The sequence below is a fragment of the Mongoliibacter sp. genome, from assembly GCF_007692705.1.
Classification (GTDB): domain Bacteria; phylum Bacteroidota; class Bacteroidia; order Cytophagales; family Cyclobacteriaceae; genus Mongoliibacter.
The window spans coordinates 1-14,310 of record NZ_REBN01000204.1; the positions used below are offsets into that span (position 1 = coordinate 1).

Annotated in this window: 23 protein-coding genes and 1 pseudogene; all 24 read left to right on the forward strand. The window is 39.1% G+C overall.

Annotated elements, in window-relative coordinates:
- A pseudogene (locus EA341_RS14425) lies at window positions 1-2,156 on the forward strand (DNA-directed RNA polymerase subunit beta'); the annotation flags it as partial.
- Between the two features lie 66 nt (window positions 2,157-2,222).
- Window positions 2,223-2,552, forward strand: a complete 330-nt coding sequence (locus EA341_RS14430; protein ID WP_293015806.1) for a DUF3467 domain-containing protein — start codon at window positions 2,223-2,225, stop codon at window positions 2,550-2,552.
- A 100-nt stretch (window positions 2,553-2,652) separates the two neighbouring features.
- A complete protein-coding gene (gene rpsL / locus EA341_RS14435; protein ID WP_009034221.1) occupies window positions 2,653-3,042 on the forward strand; it encodes a 30S ribosomal protein S12 in 390 nt (129 codons plus the stop codon).
- A 23-nt stretch (window positions 3,043-3,065) separates the two neighbouring features.
- Window positions 3,066-3,533 (forward strand): 30S ribosomal protein S7, encoded by a 468-nt coding sequence (gene rpsG, locus EA341_RS14440; protein WP_293015808.1) that lies wholly within the window; start codon window positions 3,066-3,068, stop codon window positions 3,531-3,533.
- A gap of 6 nt (window positions 3,534-3,539) precedes the next feature.
- Window positions 3,540-5,660 carry an elongation factor G gene (gene fusA / locus EA341_RS14445; protein ID WP_293015810.1) on the forward strand — a complete coding sequence of 707 codons (2,121 nt, stop codon included), beginning with the start codon at window positions 3,540-3,542 and terminating at the stop codon, window positions 5,658-5,660.
- A 12-nt stretch (window positions 5,661-5,672) separates the two neighbouring features.
- Window positions 5,673-5,978: a 30S ribosomal protein S10 gene (gene rpsJ / locus EA341_RS14450; protein WP_106134403.1), complete on the forward strand. Its 306-nt coding sequence runs from the start codon at window positions 5,673-5,675 to the stop codon at window positions 5,976-5,978.
- Window positions 5,979-6,233: 255 nt separating this feature from the next.
- On the forward strand, window positions 6,234-6,866 hold the full coding sequence (rplC, locus tag EA341_RS14455; RefSeq protein ID WP_293015812.1) for a 50S ribosomal protein L3: 633 nt from the start codon (window positions 6,234-6,236) through the stop codon (window positions 6,864-6,866).
- A gap of 4 nt (window positions 6,867-6,870) precedes the next feature.
- Entirely contained in the window at window positions 6,871-7,500 is a 630-nt protein-coding gene (rplD, locus tag EA341_RS14460) for a 50S ribosomal protein L4 (RefSeq protein WP_293015813.1), read from the forward strand.
- 4 nt (window positions 7,501-7,504) lie between these two features.
- The gene (rplW, locus tag EA341_RS14465; RefSeq protein WP_293015815.1) at window positions 7,505-7,792 is read left to right on the forward strand and encodes a 50S ribosomal protein L23; all 288 of its coding nucleotides are present in this window, start codon (window positions 7,505-7,507) and stop codon (window positions 7,790-7,792) included.
- Between the two features lie 13 nt (window positions 7,793-7,805).
- Window positions 7,806-8,630, forward strand: coding sequence for a 50S ribosomal protein L2 (gene rplB / locus EA341_RS14470; protein ID WP_293015817.1), 825 nt, complete (start codon window positions 7,806-7,808; stop codon window positions 8,628-8,630).
- 2 nt (window positions 8,631-8,632) lie between these two features.
- Window positions 8,633-8,911: a 30S ribosomal protein S19 gene (gene rpsS, locus EA341_RS14475; protein ID WP_009034213.1), complete on the forward strand. Its 279-nt coding sequence runs from the start codon at window positions 8,633-8,635 to the stop codon at window positions 8,909-8,911.
- 2 nt (window positions 8,912-8,913) lie between these two features.
- Window positions 8,914-9,306 carry a 50S ribosomal protein L22 gene (gene rplV, locus EA341_RS14480; RefSeq protein WP_293015819.1) on the forward strand — a complete coding sequence of 131 codons (393 nt, stop codon included), beginning with the start codon at window positions 8,914-8,916 and terminating at the stop codon, window positions 9,304-9,306.
- Window positions 9,307-9,315: 9 nt separating this feature from the next.
- Window positions 9,316-10,050, forward strand: coding sequence for a 30S ribosomal protein S3 (gene rpsC / locus EA341_RS14485; protein ID WP_106134397.1), 735 nt, complete (start codon window positions 9,316-9,318; stop codon window positions 10,048-10,050).
- 23 nt (window positions 10,051-10,073) lie between these two features.
- Window positions 10,074-10,493 carry a 50S ribosomal protein L16 gene (gene rplP / locus EA341_RS14490; protein WP_293015821.1) on the forward strand — a complete coding sequence of 140 codons (420 nt, stop codon included), beginning with the start codon at window positions 10,074-10,076 and terminating at the stop codon, window positions 10,491-10,493.
- Window positions 10,494-10,501: 8 nt separating this feature from the next.
- Window positions 10,502-10,696, forward strand: a complete 195-nt coding sequence (rpmC, locus tag EA341_RS14495) for a 50S ribosomal protein L29 (protein ID WP_293015823.1) — start codon at window positions 10,502-10,504, stop codon at window positions 10,694-10,696.
- A 7-nt stretch (window positions 10,697-10,703) separates the two neighbouring features.
- Window positions 10,704-10,967 (forward strand): 30S ribosomal protein S17, encoded by a 264-nt coding sequence (gene rpsQ, locus EA341_RS14500; protein ID WP_293015825.1) that lies wholly within the window; start codon window positions 10,704-10,706, stop codon window positions 10,965-10,967.
- Window positions 10,968-10,969: 2 nt separating this feature from the next.
- Window positions 10,970-11,338: a 50S ribosomal protein L14 gene (gene rplN / locus EA341_RS14505; protein ID WP_293015826.1), complete on the forward strand. Its 369-nt coding sequence runs from the start codon at window positions 10,970-10,972 to the stop codon at window positions 11,336-11,338.
- Window positions 11,339-11,340: 2 nt separating this feature from the next.
- Window positions 11,341-11,685, forward strand: a complete 345-nt coding sequence (rplX, locus tag EA341_RS14510; protein WP_293015827.1) for a 50S ribosomal protein L24 — start codon at window positions 11,341-11,343, stop codon at window positions 11,683-11,685.
- A complete protein-coding gene (gene rplE, locus EA341_RS14515) occupies window positions 11,678-12,238 on the forward strand; it encodes a 50S ribosomal protein L5 (RefSeq protein WP_293015829.1) in 561 nt (186 codons plus the stop codon). Before rplX ends, rplE begins: the two co-directional genes overlap by 8 nt.
- Before the next feature lie 2 nt (window positions 12,239-12,240).
- Window positions 12,241-12,510, forward strand: a complete 270-nt coding sequence (gene rpsN / locus EA341_RS14520) for a 30S ribosomal protein S14 (protein WP_293015832.1) — start codon at window positions 12,241-12,243, stop codon at window positions 12,508-12,510.
- An 85-nt stretch (window positions 12,511-12,595) separates the two neighbouring features.
- Complete coding sequence (gene rpsH, locus EA341_RS14525) at window positions 12,596-12,991, forward strand: 30S ribosomal protein S8 (RefSeq protein WP_293015834.1); 396 nt, start codon at window positions 12,596-12,598, stop codon at window positions 12,989-12,991.
- 9 nt (window positions 12,992-13,000) lie between these two features.
- Window positions 13,001-13,558 carry a 50S ribosomal protein L6 gene (rplF, locus tag EA341_RS14530; protein WP_293015835.1) on the forward strand — a complete coding sequence of 186 codons (558 nt, stop codon included), beginning with the start codon at window positions 13,001-13,003 and terminating at the stop codon, window positions 13,556-13,558.
- Window positions 13,559-13,563: 5 nt separating this feature from the next.
- On the forward strand, window positions 13,564-13,914 hold the full coding sequence (gene rplR, locus EA341_RS14535; protein WP_293015836.1) for a 50S ribosomal protein L18: 351 nt from the start codon (window positions 13,564-13,566) through the stop codon (window positions 13,912-13,914).
- A 9-nt stretch (window positions 13,915-13,923) separates the two neighbouring features.
- Window positions 13,924-14,310: 30S ribosomal protein S5 (gene rpsE, locus EA341_RS14540; protein ID WP_293015837.1), on the forward strand; the 387-nt coding region annotated here is incomplete at its 3' end.

The window sequence follows — 14,310 nt, forward strand, 5'->3', positions numbered from 1 at the left end:
AAGGATTCAATGCTATATATATGATGATGCACTCAGGAGCCAGAGGTTCCAGAGAACAAATTCGTCAGTTGGGTGGAATGAGGGGTCTTATGGCCAAACCTCAGAAAAACCTTCAGGGTTCAGTAGGTGAAATCATTGAAAACCCGATCCTTTCCAACTTTAAGGAAGGACTGGATGTATTGGAATACTTTATCTCTACTCACGGTGCCCGTAAGGGTCTGGCAGATACAGCTTTGAAAACTGCGGATGCTGGATATCTGACAAGAAGACTTGTGGATGTTGCCCAGGATATGATCGTATCTGAAGAGGATTGTGGTACTTTAAGAGGTTTGATTGTATCAGCGCTTAAAGATAATGACGAGATCGTAGAACCGCTTTCTGAAAGAATAGTAGGTAGAGTTTCTGTCCATGATGTATATGATCCTATTTCTGAAGAACTCATCCTTGAGGGTGGTCAAGAGATCTCCGATGAACTTGCTAAAAGAGTAGATGAATCTGCTATCGAAGAAGTTGAAATCAGATCTGTACTTACTTGTGAAACAAGAAGAGGTGTTTGTGGCAAGTGTTATGGACGTAACCTTGCTACAGGTGGAATGGTACAAGCAGGTGAGTCTGTTGGTGTCATTGCAGCACAATCTATTGGGGAACCAGGTACACAGTTGACCTTGAGGACTTTCCACGTGGGTGGTACTGCTTCTAACATTTCTGCTGAATCAACTATAAATGCCAAGTTTGATGGTGTTGTTGAATTTGAAGAAGAACTGAGATGGATCGAAACAACCAATAAGGATGGAGAAGCTGTTTCCATTGTCATGGGTAGATCTGGAGAAATCAAAATCAATGACGTGAAGTCTGGTAAAACATTGGTTTCAAACCACGTACCATACGGAGCTACTTTGAATGTTAAGGATGGTCAAAAATTATCAAAAGGAGATTCACTTTGTACTTGGGATCCATATAACGCCGTAATTCTTTCTGAATTTGACGGTAGTGTAGAATTCGATTCTATTTTACAAGGGATCACTTTCAAAGAGGTGGTTGATGATCAGACTGGATATAGAGAAAAAGTAATCATAGATACCAAAGATAAGACCAAGAACCCTGCCGTAGTAGTTAACTACGGAGAGGAAGCTAAGTCTTATAACATACCGGTAGGTGCTCACCTTGCTGTAGAAGAAGGAGAGAAAGTACGTGCTGGACAAATCTTGGTTAAAATCCCTAGATCTGTCGGAAAAACAAGAGATATTACTGGTGGTCTTCCAAGAGTAACTGAATTGTTCGAGGCAAGAAATCCTTCTAACCCTGCTGTGGTTTCCGAAATTGACGGAGTTGTGACTTATGGTGGTATCAAGAGAGGTAATCGTGAAATCTTCATCGAGTCCAAAGACGGCGTGAAGAAAAGATATATGGTTTCTCTTTCGAAGCATATCCTTGTTCAGGAAAATGACTTTATTAGAGCAGGTGAACCGTTATCTGATGGAGCGATCACGCCAAACGATATCCTTTCGATAAAAGGTCCAACTGCCGTTCAAGAGTATCTTGTTAACGAAATTCAGGAAGTTTATAGACTACAGGGTGTGAAAATCAACGATAAGCACATCGAAGTAATTGTAAGCCAAATGATGCAGAAAGTAGAAATTCTTGATGCAGGTGATACAGGTTTCCTTCAGAACCAAATTGTTGACAAGTGGGCTTTCAGAGAAGAAAACGACACGATTCTTGACAAAAAGGTTGTGATGGATGCTGGAGATTCCTCTACACTCAAGCCTGGGATGATTGTAACCGCTAGAAGATTAAGGGATGAAAATTCCAGTCTTAAGCGTAAAGACATGAAACTTGTTCAGGTGAGAGATGCGGAAACTGCAGTTTCTAAACCAACGCTTCAAGGTATTACAGCTGCATCTTTGGGTACTGAAAGCTTTATATCTGCAGCTTCCTTCCAGGAAACTACCAAGGTATTGAGTGAAGCCGCCATCAGAGGTAAGCGTGATGAATTGTTAGGCTTGAAAGAAAACGTGATTGTAGGTCACCTAATCCCTGCAGGAACTGGACAAAGGATAATTCAAAATATTATTGTCGGATCTCAGGATGATTATGACAGGCTTTCAGGTGAAAAAGAAAGATCTAGCAGGAAGTCCAAGGAATCTGTCAAATAATTTAAATCTAAATAGAATGAAAAGGCCTGTACTGTACAGGCCTTTTTTTATCAAATTATATTAGAAATGGAAGACGACAAGCTAAACCAAAACGCTCCAGATCAACAAATCAACGTAGAATTGTCTGAAGAAGTTGCAGAAGGTATTTATTCTAACCTAGCGATGATAGCGCATAGTAACTCTGAGTTTGTTATAGATTTTATACGGTTAATGCCTGGAGTTCCGAAGGCAAAGGTCAAGTCTAGAATCATTATGACACCTGATCATGCGAAGAGATTGCTTGCTGCTTTAAAAGATAACATATCAAAATATGAGCAGGCCTTTGGTAAAATCGAAGGTGGTTCAGATGGTCCGAGTTTCCCAATGAATTTTGGGGGAACATTCGGAGAAGCCTAATAAAATATAACAGCTTAATTTTGTTTGTTTTACCTATTTGGCTACCTTTGCAGTCCAAAATTCACAAGTTTAAGGAAGTTAAATTAATTTTATCTATTAAATGCCTACTATACAACAGTTAGTAAGAAAAGGTAGAACCACTCTTGAGACCAAATCCAAGTCTAGAGCTTTGGATGCATGTCCTCAAAGAAGAGGTGTATGTACCAGAGTGTACACTACCACCCCTAAGAAGCCTAACTCAGCGATGAGAAAAGTGGCTAGGGTAAGGTTGACGAATGGTAAAGAGGTGAATGCCTACATTCCAGGAGAAGGTCACAATCTACAAGAGCACTCTATCGTATTGATCAGAGGTGGTCGTGTAAAGGATCTTCCGGGTGTGCGTTACCACATTATCAGAGGTGCACTTGATACTGCAGGAGTTAAAGACCGTAAACAAGGTCGCTCTAAGTACGGTGCTAAGCGTCCTAAGGCCGCTGCAGCAAAAAAATAATTGATTAAAAACATTACAAAGAAATGAGAAAAGCGAAACCAAAGAAGAGATATATTCTTCCTGACCCAAAGTTCAATGATACTTTGGTAACGAAATTCGTTAACTGCCTTATGGTGGACGGTAAGAAGAGTATTGCTTACAAAATCTTCTACGATGCAATCGAGAAGGTTGAAGAAAAAGTAGGTGAGAACGGTCTTGAGGTTTGGAAAAAAGCGCTTAACAATATTACTCCAGCTGTAGAGGTGAAGAGTCGTAGGGTTGGTGGTGCTACGTTCCAGGTTCCGATGGAAGTTAGGCCTGAAAGAAAAGTGTCTCTAGGTATCAAGTGGATGATCACTTATGCCAGAAAAAGAGGTGAGAAAACCATGATGGATAGACTCGCAGGTGAAATCATGTCCGGTGCAAAAGGAGAAGGTGCAGCTGTTAAGAAAAAAGATGATACCCATAGAATGGCAGAAGCAAATAAAGCATTCTCACACTTTAGATTTTAATATAAAATGGCTAGAGATTTAAGATATACCAGGAACATTGGAATTGCAGCACACATTGATGCTGGAAAAACGACTACTACAGAGAGGATTCTTTTTTATTCAGGTGTCAGTCATAAAATAGGGGAGGTTCATGATGGAGCTGCTACTATGGACTGGATGGCACAGGAGCAGGAAAGAGGGATTACCATTACCTCAGCTGCTACCACAGTTTTTTGGAATTACAGAGATCAAAAATACCAAATCAATATCATCGATACTCCAGGACACGTTGACTTCACTGTTGAAGTAAACAGGTCTTTGAGAGTTTTGGATGGTCTTGTTTTTCTTTTCAGTGCTGTTGATGGTGTCGAGCCTCAGTCAGAAACTAACTGGAGACTTGCAGATAATTATAAAGTTGCCCGTATCGGTTTTGTGAATAAAATGGACCGTGCAGGAGCTAACTTCCTTGAAGTTTGTAAACAAGTGAAAGAAATGCTTGGGAGCTATGCAGTTCCTTTGCAGTTACCTATCGGCGCAGAAGATAGATTCAGAGGTGTTGTTGATTTGATTAATAACAGAGCTATCGTTTGGAATGAGGATGATTTTGGAATGACTTTCGAAGAAGTTCCAATTCCTGAAGATATGCTTGACGAAGTTGCCGAATACAGAGAGCACCTTTTGGAAGCTGTAGCTGATTACGATGAATCATTGATGGAGAAATTCTTTGATGATCCGGATTCAATCACTGAAGCAGAGATTTTGAGCGCCTTGAGAGCTGCCACCATTGACATGAAAATTGTTCCTATGGTTTGTGGTTCCTCTTTCAAAAACAAGGGTGTTCAAACGATGCTTGATCTTGTAATGGAATTATTGCCTTCTCCTTTGGATAAGGATGATATTTTTGCACATGGAATCGATAGTGAAGAAAGAGATGTAAGAATCTCTCCCAACGAAAGTGAGCCATTTACTGGTCTAGCCTTTAAAATTGCTACAGATCCATTTGTAGGTCGCCTATGTTTCGTTAGAGCATATTCTGGAGTTCTAGAGTCTGGTTCATATATTTTCAATAGCCGTTCTGGCAATAAAGAACGTATTTCCAGGGTGTTCCAGATGCACGCTAATAAGCAGAATCAAATACCAAGATTACAAGCAGGTGATATCGGTGCTGTTGTTGGTTTCAAAGATATCAAGACAGGAGATACCCTTTGTGACGAAAGCCGTAAGGTTGTATTGGAATCTATGGTATTCCCAGAGCCTGTTATCGGTTACGCTATTGAGCCTAGAACCCAAGCGGACGTTGATAAATTAGGTATGGCAATTGCCAAACTTGTAGAAGAAGATCCTACACTGGTTGTAAATACTGATCATGAAACGGGCCAGACAATCCTTAGAGGTATGGGTGAACTTCACCTTGAAATCATTATTGACCGTCTGAAAAGAGAATTTAAGGTTGATATCAACCAAGGTGCTCCTCAAGTTGCTTATAAAGAAGCTTTGTTCTCTAATGTTGAGCATAAAGAAGTTTATAAAAAGCAATCAGGTGGTAAAGGTAAATTCGCCGATATTGTTTTTGAACTTGGTCCTAAGGATCCAGATCCTGAAACCAATGAAATTAAGCCAGGTCTTGATTTTGTGAACGGTATTGTGGGTGGTGTGATTCCTAAGGAGTTCATTCCTGCAATCCAAAAAGGTTTTGCTGAAGCGATGAAAAATGGTCCATTGGCTGGATATCCTGTAGAGGCTATGAAAGTAAGACTATTCCATGGTTCATTTCACGACGTCGATTCAGATGCCTTGTCATTCGAATTGGCTGCGAGAATAGGTTTCAAAGAGGCTGCTAAGAAGGCAAAACCACAATTACTAGAGCCTATCATGGCTGTTGATGTGGTTACTCCTGATGAGTATACTGGACCGATCACAGGTGATCTAAACAGAAGAAGAGGTTTGATGAAGGGTATGGATACCAAAGGTACCTCTACTGTAGTTAAAGCTAGTGTTCCACTTTCTGAACTATTCGGTTACGTAACGGATTTGAGAACTATCACCTCCGGAAGAGCAACAGCATCACTTACCTTCTCTCACTATGATCCTGTTCCAAATAACATAGCTGAAACAGTAATTGCTAAAGTTAAAGGTGAGAAAGCCTAAATCTTAGAAGAAATGAATCAAAAAATCAGAATAAAACTAAAATCATACGATCATACATTGGTGGATAAGTCATCAGAAAAGATCGTAAAGGCGGTTAAATCTACCGGTGCTATCGTTGTAGGGCCTATTCCTTTGCCAACAAAAAAGGAAAAATTCACTGTGTTGAAGTCACCACACGTAAATAAAAAAGCAAGAGATCAATATCAACTTTGTACATACAAAAGGTTGGTAGATATCTATAGCAATAGTTCTAAAACTGTTGATGCTTTGATGAAAATCGAACTTCCTAGTGGAGTTGATGTTGAAATCAAAGTCTGACAAGATTTAGATGCATATTTTATAAAAACCTATCCGCTTTTGTGGATGGGTTTTTATTTTGTATTCCAAGTAAAAAAAGAGAATGGACTGTAACGAGATACTGTTCTGCTGTCAAAATCCAAATTTATTTTCGTAAATATTTGAAAATAGTATAGTTGGGATTTGTTAGGCGAATATTAATTTCTAACTTTGCAGTCCTTAAAAAGCACCCATCTGCTTAAGCACTTGGGTTTCAAGATTATTATATAACAGAAGATGTCTGGAATAATAGGTAAAAAAGTAGGAATGACTAGCATTTTCAGTGCCGATGGACGAAATGTCGCATGCACGCTAATAGAAGCTGGTCCTTGCGTAGTGACGCAAGTAAAAAATGTTGAAACAGACGGGTACAGCGCTGTTCAATTGGCATATGGTGAGCGTAAGGAGAAAAACACTCCTAAGCCACTTATCGGGCACTTTAAAAAGGCCGGTACTACGCCAAAACAGAAAGTTGTTGAATTCAGAGACTTTAGGGTCGAATTCGAAGGTCAGGTTGATCTTGGTAAAACCATAGAAGCCGGAAAAGTATTCGTAGAAGGTGACTTCGTTGATGCTATCGGTACTTCTAAAGGTAAAGGTTTCCAAGGTGTTGTAAAGAGGCATGGTTTTGCGGGTGTCGGTGGTCAAACACACGGTCAGCATAACAGGCAAAGACACCCAGGATCTATTGGAGCTTGTTCTTGGCCTTCAAGAGTATTTAAAGGTATGAGAATGGCTGGTAGAACTGGTGGCGATAGGGTTAAAGTAATTAACCTTAAAGTTTTGAAAATCTATCCAGATAAGAACTTGCTATTAGTAAGTGGCTCTGTTCCTGGTCCAAAAAATTCTTTCGTTATTCTAGAGAAGTAAGCAAATGGAATTAGCAATATTAAAACAAAACGGAGAAGACACAGGTAGAAAGATCACTCTTTCTGACGATATTTTCGCCATTGAGCCTAATGATCATGCGATCTATCTGGATGTTAAACAATTTCTGGCAAACCAGAGACAGGGAACTCATAAATCCAAAGAGAGAAATGAAATTGCAGGATCTACTAAAAAGATCAAAAAGCAAAAAGGTACTGGTGGAGCCAGAGCAGGTTCTATAAAATCTCCTTTATTTAAAGGTGGAGGTAGAGTTTTTGGTCCAAGACCAAGAGATTATTCTTTCAAGCTTAATAAAAAACTTAAGCAATTGGCAAGAAAGTCTGCTTTGACTTACAAAGTTAAGGAAAACGGATTGACAGTTTTGGAAAATGTATCTTTTGATACTACCAAAACCAAAAATTATGTTTCCTTTTTGGATGGACTTTCTTTATCTGATAAAAAGACTCTTTTGGTTCTTCCAGAGAACAATAAGCATGTTTATTTGTCGAGCAGAAATTTGCCGAAAGCAAAAGTGATTACTGTTGATAGCATTAATACTTATGAGTTACTGAATGCAGACAACTTGGTATTGTGTGAAGGTTCAGTGAGTAAGTTAGAAACCCTTTTATTGCAGTAAGAAAATGGATATACTAAAAAAACCTTTGATTACGGAAAAAATTTCTGCGATGAACGAACGAGGAATCTACGGATTCATTGTTGAGAAGAAAGCATCGAAGCCAGAAATCAAAAAGGCCGTTGAGAAAATGTATGATGTCAAAGTGGTTGATATCCGTACCATGAGGTACGCAGGAAAGCCTAAGACAAGATATACTAAGACTAAGATAGTATCCGGATTCAGCAATGCTTTCAAAAAGGCTATCGTACAGGTGGCTGAAGGAGATATCATTGATTTTTACGGAGAAATTTAATTGAATCATAATCATGGCAGTTAAAAAATTAAAGCCTGTAACCCCAGGAACCAGATTCAGAGTAGCTCCTGCATTTGACGAGATTACCAAGTCAAAGCCTGAGAAGTCTTTGTTGGCTCCTATGTCAAAATCAGGCGGTAGAAATAATTCAGGTAAAATGACCAACAGGTATATCGGTGGTGGTCATAAGCAAAGATATAGAATAGTCGATTTCAAAAGAGACAAGTTTGACGTACCTGCTATAGTTAAAGCTATAGAATACGATCCAAATAGAACAGCAAGAATCGCACTTTTATATTATAAGGATGGAGCAAAGGCATATATAATTGCTCCAGAAGGGTTGGTTGTTGGTCAGGAAGTTATTTCTGGTGACACTACGCCTCCTGAAGTAGGCAATGCAATGAGAATTTCAAATGTTCCATTGGGTACCATTGTTCACAATATTGAGTTGAAGCCTGGTAAAGGTGGAGCATTGGCTAGAAGTGCTGGTGGATACGCGCAGGTTGTGGCAAGAGAAGGTAAATATGTAACCGTCAAATTGCCTTCAGGTGAGATGAGACTTATTCTTGGGACATGTATGGCTTCTGTTGGAACCGTTTCTAATGGAGATCACATGAACGTTGTTCTTGGTAAAGCCGGTAGAAATCGTTGGTTAGGTAGAAGACCTAGAACTAGAGGTGTGGCGATGAACCCTGTAGATCACCCAATGGGTGGTGGTGAAGGCCGTTCTTCAGGAGGTCATCCGAGATCAAGGACTGGATTACTTGCTAAAGGTAAAAAGACCAGATCTCGCAAGAAATATTCTAACAAATTCATCATTAGTAAAAGAACCAAGTAATTATGGCACGTTCATTAAAAAAAGGCCCTTATATAGAGCATCACTTGGCGAAAAAAGTAGATGTGATGAACGAATCAGGGAAAAAATCTGTGATCAAAACCTGGTCAAGGAGATCAATGATTTCTCCGGATTTCGTAGGCCATACCTTTGCTGTGCATAATGGTAATAAATTCATTCCTGTATTTGTAACAGACAATATGGTTGGTCATAAATTAGGAGAATTTGCACCTACTAGAAATTTTAGGGGTCATATTGCCAAAAAAGATAAAGGAAAGAGATAATCATGGAAGCAGTAGCAAGATTAAATAACGTTCCTACTTCTACTCGCAAAATGCGATTGGTAGCTGACCTTATAAGAGGTAAAAGAGTAGGACATGCATTAAGCATATTAAAGTTTACCCCAAATCATGGGGCAATTAAATTGGATAAACTTTTGCTTTCTGCAGTTGCCAACTGGCAGGCTAAAAACCCTGACGAAAAATTGGAAGAAGCTGACCTATATGTTAAAACCATTTTTGTAGATGGTGGACGCATGTTGAAGAGGCTAAGACCTGCACCACAAGGTAGGGCACATAGAATTCGTAAAAGATCAAATCATGTAACCCTTATTGTTGATTCATTCAACAGTACAGAAGTTACCGCTGATGAAGTAGAAACAACTGAAAAATCTAATTAAAATCAGACTATGGGACAAAAAGTTAACCCTATTGGTTTTAGGCTTGGTGTTATCAAAGGTTGGGACTCCAATTGGTATGGAGGTAAAGACTTCGCTGAAAAGTTGTATGAAGATCAACAAATCAGGAAGTACGTACTTGCCAGAATTCCTAAAGGAGGCATCTCCAAGGTTATTATTGAAAGAACCTTGAAGAGAATCACCCTTACAATTCATACCGCACGTCCGGGAGTTGTAATTGGTAAAGGTGGTGCCGAAGTTGATAAACTTAAAGAGGAACTTAAAAAATTGACGAACAAAGATGTTCAGATCAATATTTTTGAGATCAAAAGACCGGAGCTTGATGCCAAATTGGTAGGTGAGTCAATTGCTCAACAATTGCAAGCCCGTATCTCCTTTAGAAGAGCTATGAAGCAATCTATCGCTGCATCTATGAGAGTAGGAGCAGAAGGGATCAAAATTAAACTTTCAGGAAGACTTGGAGGTGCTGAAATGGCAAGATCTGAAATGTATAAAGAAGGAAGAATTCCTCTTCATACTTTAAGAGCTGACATTGACTATGCTATTTCTGAAGCCAATACCGTTTACGGAATCATTGGGATCAAAGTGTGGATCTTCAAAGGTGAAGTTTATGGTAAGAGAGATCTTTCTCCAAATGTAGGTGCTGCCAATGAGCCAAAAGGTGGTGGCAATGCCAGAGGAAAGAGAAGAGAAGGCGGTCCTAAGAGAAGAAAGAGAAATAACTAATTTCACCTTATAAGTGAGACATCATGTTACAGCCAAAAAGAACTAAATATAGAAAAATGCACAAGGGCAGGGTCAAAGGAATCGCCCAAAGAGGACATACGCTCTCTTTCGGTAACTTTGGCATCAAATCCCTTGAAGCAGGTTGGATCACGTCACGTCAGATCGAGGCAGCTCGTATAGCGATGACTAGAGCCATGAAAAGAGAAGGTCAAGTTTGGATCAGAATATTTCCTGATAAGCCAATTACCAAAAAGCCTGCAGAGGTTCGTATGGGTAAGGGTAAAGGTGCTCCAGAATACTGGGTAGCTGTTATCAAGCCAGGAACAATTCTTTTCGAAGCTACCGGAGTCAGTGTGGAAGTTGCACAAGAAGCTTTGAGACTTGCACAACAGAAACTGCCAGTAAGTACAAAATTCGTAGTACGTAGAGATTACGTTGGATAATAAGAATCATGAAAAATTCAGAAATCAGATCACTTTCCGAAAGTGAAATCGTCGAGAGATTAGCCGCTGAGAAGGAGAATCTTACAAAATTGAGATTTGCTCATGCTATTTCTCCAATTGAGAATCCGAATAAAATAAAGGAGGTAAAGCGTAACGTCGCAAGACTTAAAACAGCTTTAACCGAAAAAAAAATAGCTAAATAATACACAAATGGCTACTACTGAGAGAAATCTTCGAAAAGAAAGAATAGGAAAGGTAGTCAGCAACAAAATGGATAAGTCCATTACAGTTGCCGTAGAAAGAAGAGTAAAACATGCCATCTACGGTAAATTCGTTGCTAAGACTACAAAATTTATGGTTCATGATGAGAAAAATGATGCTAAGGAAGGCGATCTAGTCAAAATTAGCGAAACTCGTCCGCTGAGTAAAAACAAGCGTTGGAGATTAGTTGAAATCGTTGAAAGAGCTAAATAATTATGATACAGCAAGAATCCAGACTAGGTGTAGCGGATAATTCCGGTGCTAAAGAAGTACTTGTGATCCGTGTATTGGGAGGAACCAGAAAAAGGTATGCTTCCATTGGCGATAAAGTGGTTGTAACTGTAAAATCAGCTCTATCTTCCTCCAGCATGAAAAAAGGTACCGTTTCCAAAGCGGTTATCGTGAGAACGAAGAAAGAAATCAGAAGAAAAGACGGTTCATATATCAGATTTGAAGATAATGCAGCTGTTCTTTTAAATAACAATGATGAGCCAAGAGGTACGCGTATATTCGGCCCCGTAGCTAGAGAGTTGAGAGAAAAGCAGTTTATGAAAATTGTATCTTTGGCCCCAGAAGTATTGTAATCATGGAAAGGAAATTTAATAAACAACCAAAATTGCATATCAAAACCGGAGATACTGTTAAAGTATTGTCAGGTGATGATAAAGGTAAGACTGGGAAAGTACTCTCTGTAAATCTTCAAAAAAGAAGAGCGTTTGTAGAAGGCCTTAATATGGTAACTAAACACGTAAAGCCTACAGCCAATAACCCTCAGGGAGGAATCGAGAAAAAAGAAGCTTCTATCCACGTAAGTAATCTGATGCTAGTAGATCCTAAAACAGGAGAAGCGACTAGAATTGGTAGGAAAGCTGGAGAGAATGGTAAATTAGTAAGGTATTCTAAGAAAACTGGGGAGGTGATCAATGGCTAAACCTAGAGTTAAAGAAAGATATAACGCAGAAATAGTAGCTGCTTTAAAAGAAAAATTTCAGTATAGTTCTGTTATGCAGGTTCCTAAGTTGACTAAAATTGTCATAAATAAGGGGATTGGTGCTGCAGTAGCTGATAAGAAATTAGTAGACCAAGGTGTTGAAGAGCTTTCTCTTATAGCTGGTCAAAGAGCAGTAGCTACAATTGCAAAAACCTCTGTATCAAACTTCAAGTTGAGAGAGGGTATGCCTATCGGAGCTAAAGTAACCTTAAGAGGTGACAGGATGTATGAATTCCTAGACAGATTGATGACTGTAGCTTTGCCTAGGGTTAGAGATTTCAAAGGTATCAATGATAAAGGCTTTGATGGACGAGGTAATTATACCTTAGGTGTTACTGAACAAATCATTTTTCCAGAGATAAGTATTGAAAAAGTAAATAGAATTTCCGGTATGGACATCACTTTTGTGACTACAGCAAATACTGACGAGGAAAGCTATGCACTTTTGAAAGCTTTTGGAATGCCTTTCGTTAACAAAAATAACCAAGAATAATTATGGCAAGAGAGTCACTTAAAGCACGCGAAAGAAAAAGAGAGCGTCTAGTAGCTAAATATGCTACAAAACGAGCTGAACTTAAAGCTGCAGGAGACTATGAGGCTTTGGATAAATTACCAAAAAATTCCTCCCGAGTTAGGTTACACAACAGATGTAAATTAACTGGACGTCCTAAAGGATATATGAGGAAATTTGGTGTCAATAGGGTGACATTTAGAGAAATGGCATCTGCTGGTAAAATCCCTGGAGTCACAAAGTCTAGCTGGTAAAAAATAAACAAGAGTTTTTATTCTAAAAATCATTGTGTAACTTTGCACGCCCTAAGAGGGGATGTGTAGTTAGACTTATATAATTATGACTGATCCAATAGCTGATTATCTGACAAGGTTGAGAAACGCCATAAAAGCGTCTCACAGAATCGTTGAGATACCTGCTTCTAATGTCAAGAAGGAAATCACGAAGGTGCTTCATGATAAAGGATACATTCAAAACTATAAATTTGATGAGAATGGCCCTCAGGGTACCATCAAGATAGCTTTGAAATACAATCCTTCTTCTAAGCAAAATGCCATCGTAAGCCTTAGCCGAATTAGTAAGCCAGGTTTGAGAAAATATGTAAAACATGAAGAATTACCAAGGGTTATCAATGGCCTTGGTGTCGCAATTATTTCTACTTCTAAAGGTATCATGACCGACAAAGAAGCAAGAAATGAGGGTGTAGGTGGAGAAGTACTTTGCTACGTATATTAATATAACGTCATGTCAAGAATAGGTAAGAAACCAATAGATATACCTGCGGGTGTTACTGTAGACGTGACTTCACACAATGAAGTCACTGTTAAAGGTCCCAAGGGTTCATTAAGTAGGGATGTGAATCCCGACATTACTGTAAAAGTCGAAGGCAGCCAAATTGTTGTCGATAGACCTACAGAATCCAAAAGACATAAATCTTTACACGGCCTTTACAGGTCTTTGATCAATAACATGGTTATTGGAGTATCTGAAGGATACAAAAAAGAACTTGAATTGGTAGGTGTAGGTTATAAGGCGTCTAACCAAGGTCAAGTTTTAGAACTTTCCTTAGGTTATTCACATAACATATTCTTTGCTTTGCCTGAGAGTATTTCTTTGAAGACAGAAACCCCTAAAGGTAAAAACCCTTTGGTTACATTAGAGGGTATTGACAAAGAATTGGTTGGCCAAGTTGCTGCAAAAATCAAGTCGTTGCGTAAAGTTGAGCCTTACAAAGGCAAAGGCGTGCGCTTCGTAGGTGAACAAATTAGACGTAAGGCTGGTAAAACTGCCGGTAAAAAATAATTAAGATGGCTTTTAATAAGAACTTAAGAAGACTTAGAATCAAGAAAGGTATCAGGAGAAAAATTTCCGGTTCAGATTCTAGACCTCGTTTATCAGTATTTAAAAGCAATACTGGGATTTACGCGCAATTGGTAGATGATCTTAAAGGTCATACATTGGCACAAGCCTCTTCCAAAGAACTTGGAACCGCAAAGAACATTCAAATAGCTGTATCTAAAGAGGTTGGTAAAAAACTTGCTGAAAGAGCAGTTTCGAATGGTATCACTGAAGTTGTTTTTGACAGAAGTGGATACTTATATCATGGTAATGTGAAAGCTCTTGCGGAAGGTGCAAGAGAAGGAGGCCTTAAATTTTAATCAGATATTATGTCTCAAGTTAGAAGAAAACCCATTAGGGCAACAGATACTGAACTTAAAGAGAAAGTAGTAGCCATCAACAGAGTAGCCAAAGTGGTGAAAGGTGGTAGAAGGTTCTCATTCTCAGCAATAGTAGTAGTTGGAGATGGAAAAGGTGTTGTAGGTTATGGACTTGGTAAAGCCAATGAAGTAACAGATGCAATTACTAAAGGTATCGAAGACGCGAAAAAGAATCTTGTAAGGGTTCCTGTATTGAAAGGTACAATCCCTCACGAGCAGTTAGGTAAATACGGTGGTGGTTTTGTGTTGATCAAACCAGCTTCTCCAGGTACTGGAGTTATTGCAGGTGGTGCAATGCGTGCCGTTTTGGAAAGTGCAGGCGTTACTGACGTACTT

Excerpts from the sequence above, each read along its gene's own strand:
- EA341_RS14430 (WP_293015806.1), top strand. The coding sequence starts at position 2,223 with ATGGAAGACGACAAGCTAAACCAAAACGCTCCAGATCAACAAATCAAC.
- rpsL (WP_009034221.1), top strand. The coding sequence starts at position 2,653 with ATGCCTACTATACAACAGTTAGTAAGAAAAGGTAGAACCACTCTTGAG.
- rpsG (WP_293015808.1), top strand. The coding sequence starts at position 3,066 with ATGAGAAAAGCGAAACCAAAGAAGAGATATATTCTTCCTGACCCAAAG.
- fusA (WP_293015810.1), top strand. The coding sequence starts at position 3,540 with ATGGCTAGAGATTTAAGATATACCAGGAACATTGGAATTGCAGCACAC.
- rpsJ (WP_106134403.1), top strand. The coding sequence starts at position 5,673 with ATGAATCAAAAAATCAGAATAAAACTAAAATCATACGATCATACATTG.
- rplC (WP_293015812.1), top strand. The coding sequence starts at position 6,234 with ATGTCTGGAATAATAGGTAAAAAAGTAGGAATGACTAGCATTTTCAGT.
- rplD (WP_293015813.1), top strand. The coding sequence starts at position 6,871 with ATGGAATTAGCAATATTAAAACAAAACGGAGAAGACACAGGTAGAAAG.
- rplW (WP_293015815.1), top strand. The coding sequence starts at position 7,505 with ATGGATATACTAAAAAAACCTTTGATTACGGAAAAAATTTCTGCGATG.
- rplB (WP_293015817.1), top strand. The coding sequence starts at position 7,806 with ATGGCAGTTAAAAAATTAAAGCCTGTAACCCCAGGAACCAGATTCAGA.
- rpsS (WP_009034213.1), top strand. The coding sequence starts at position 8,633 with ATGGCACGTTCATTAAAAAAAGGCCCTTATATAGAGCATCACTTGGCG.
- rplV (WP_293015819.1), top strand. The coding sequence starts at position 8,914 with ATGGAAGCAGTAGCAAGATTAAATAACGTTCCTACTTCTACTCGCAAA.
- rpsC (WP_106134397.1), top strand. The coding sequence starts at position 9,316 with ATGGGACAAAAAGTTAACCCTATTGGTTTTAGGCTTGGTGTTATCAAA.
- rplP (WP_293015821.1), top strand. The coding sequence starts at position 10,074 with ATGTTACAGCCAAAAAGAACTAAATATAGAAAAATGCACAAGGGCAGG.
- rpmC (WP_293015823.1), top strand. The coding sequence starts at position 10,502 with ATGAAAAATTCAGAAATCAGATCACTTTCCGAAAGTGAAATCGTCGAG.
- rpsQ (WP_293015825.1), top strand. The coding sequence starts at position 10,704 with ATGGCTACTACTGAGAGAAATCTTCGAAAAGAAAGAATAGGAAAGGTA.
- rplN (WP_293015826.1), top strand. The coding sequence starts at position 10,970 with ATGATACAGCAAGAATCCAGACTAGGTGTAGCGGATAATTCCGGTGCT.
- rplX (WP_293015827.1), top strand. The coding sequence starts at position 11,341 with ATGGAAAGGAAATTTAATAAACAACCAAAATTGCATATCAAAACCGGA.
- rplE (WP_293015829.1), top strand. The coding sequence starts at position 11,678 with ATGGCTAAACCTAGAGTTAAAGAAAGATATAACGCAGAAATAGTAGCT.
- rpsN (WP_293015832.1), top strand. The coding sequence starts at position 12,241 with ATGGCAAGAGAGTCACTTAAAGCACGCGAAAGAAAAAGAGAGCGTCTA.
- rpsH (WP_293015834.1), top strand. The coding sequence starts at position 12,596 with ATGACTGATCCAATAGCTGATTATCTGACAAGGTTGAGAAACGCCATA.
- rplF (WP_293015835.1), top strand. The coding sequence starts at position 13,001 with ATGTCAAGAATAGGTAAGAAACCAATAGATATACCTGCGGGTGTTACT.
- rplR (WP_293015836.1), top strand. The coding sequence starts at position 13,564 with ATGGCTTTTAATAAGAACTTAAGAAGACTTAGAATCAAGAAAGGTATC.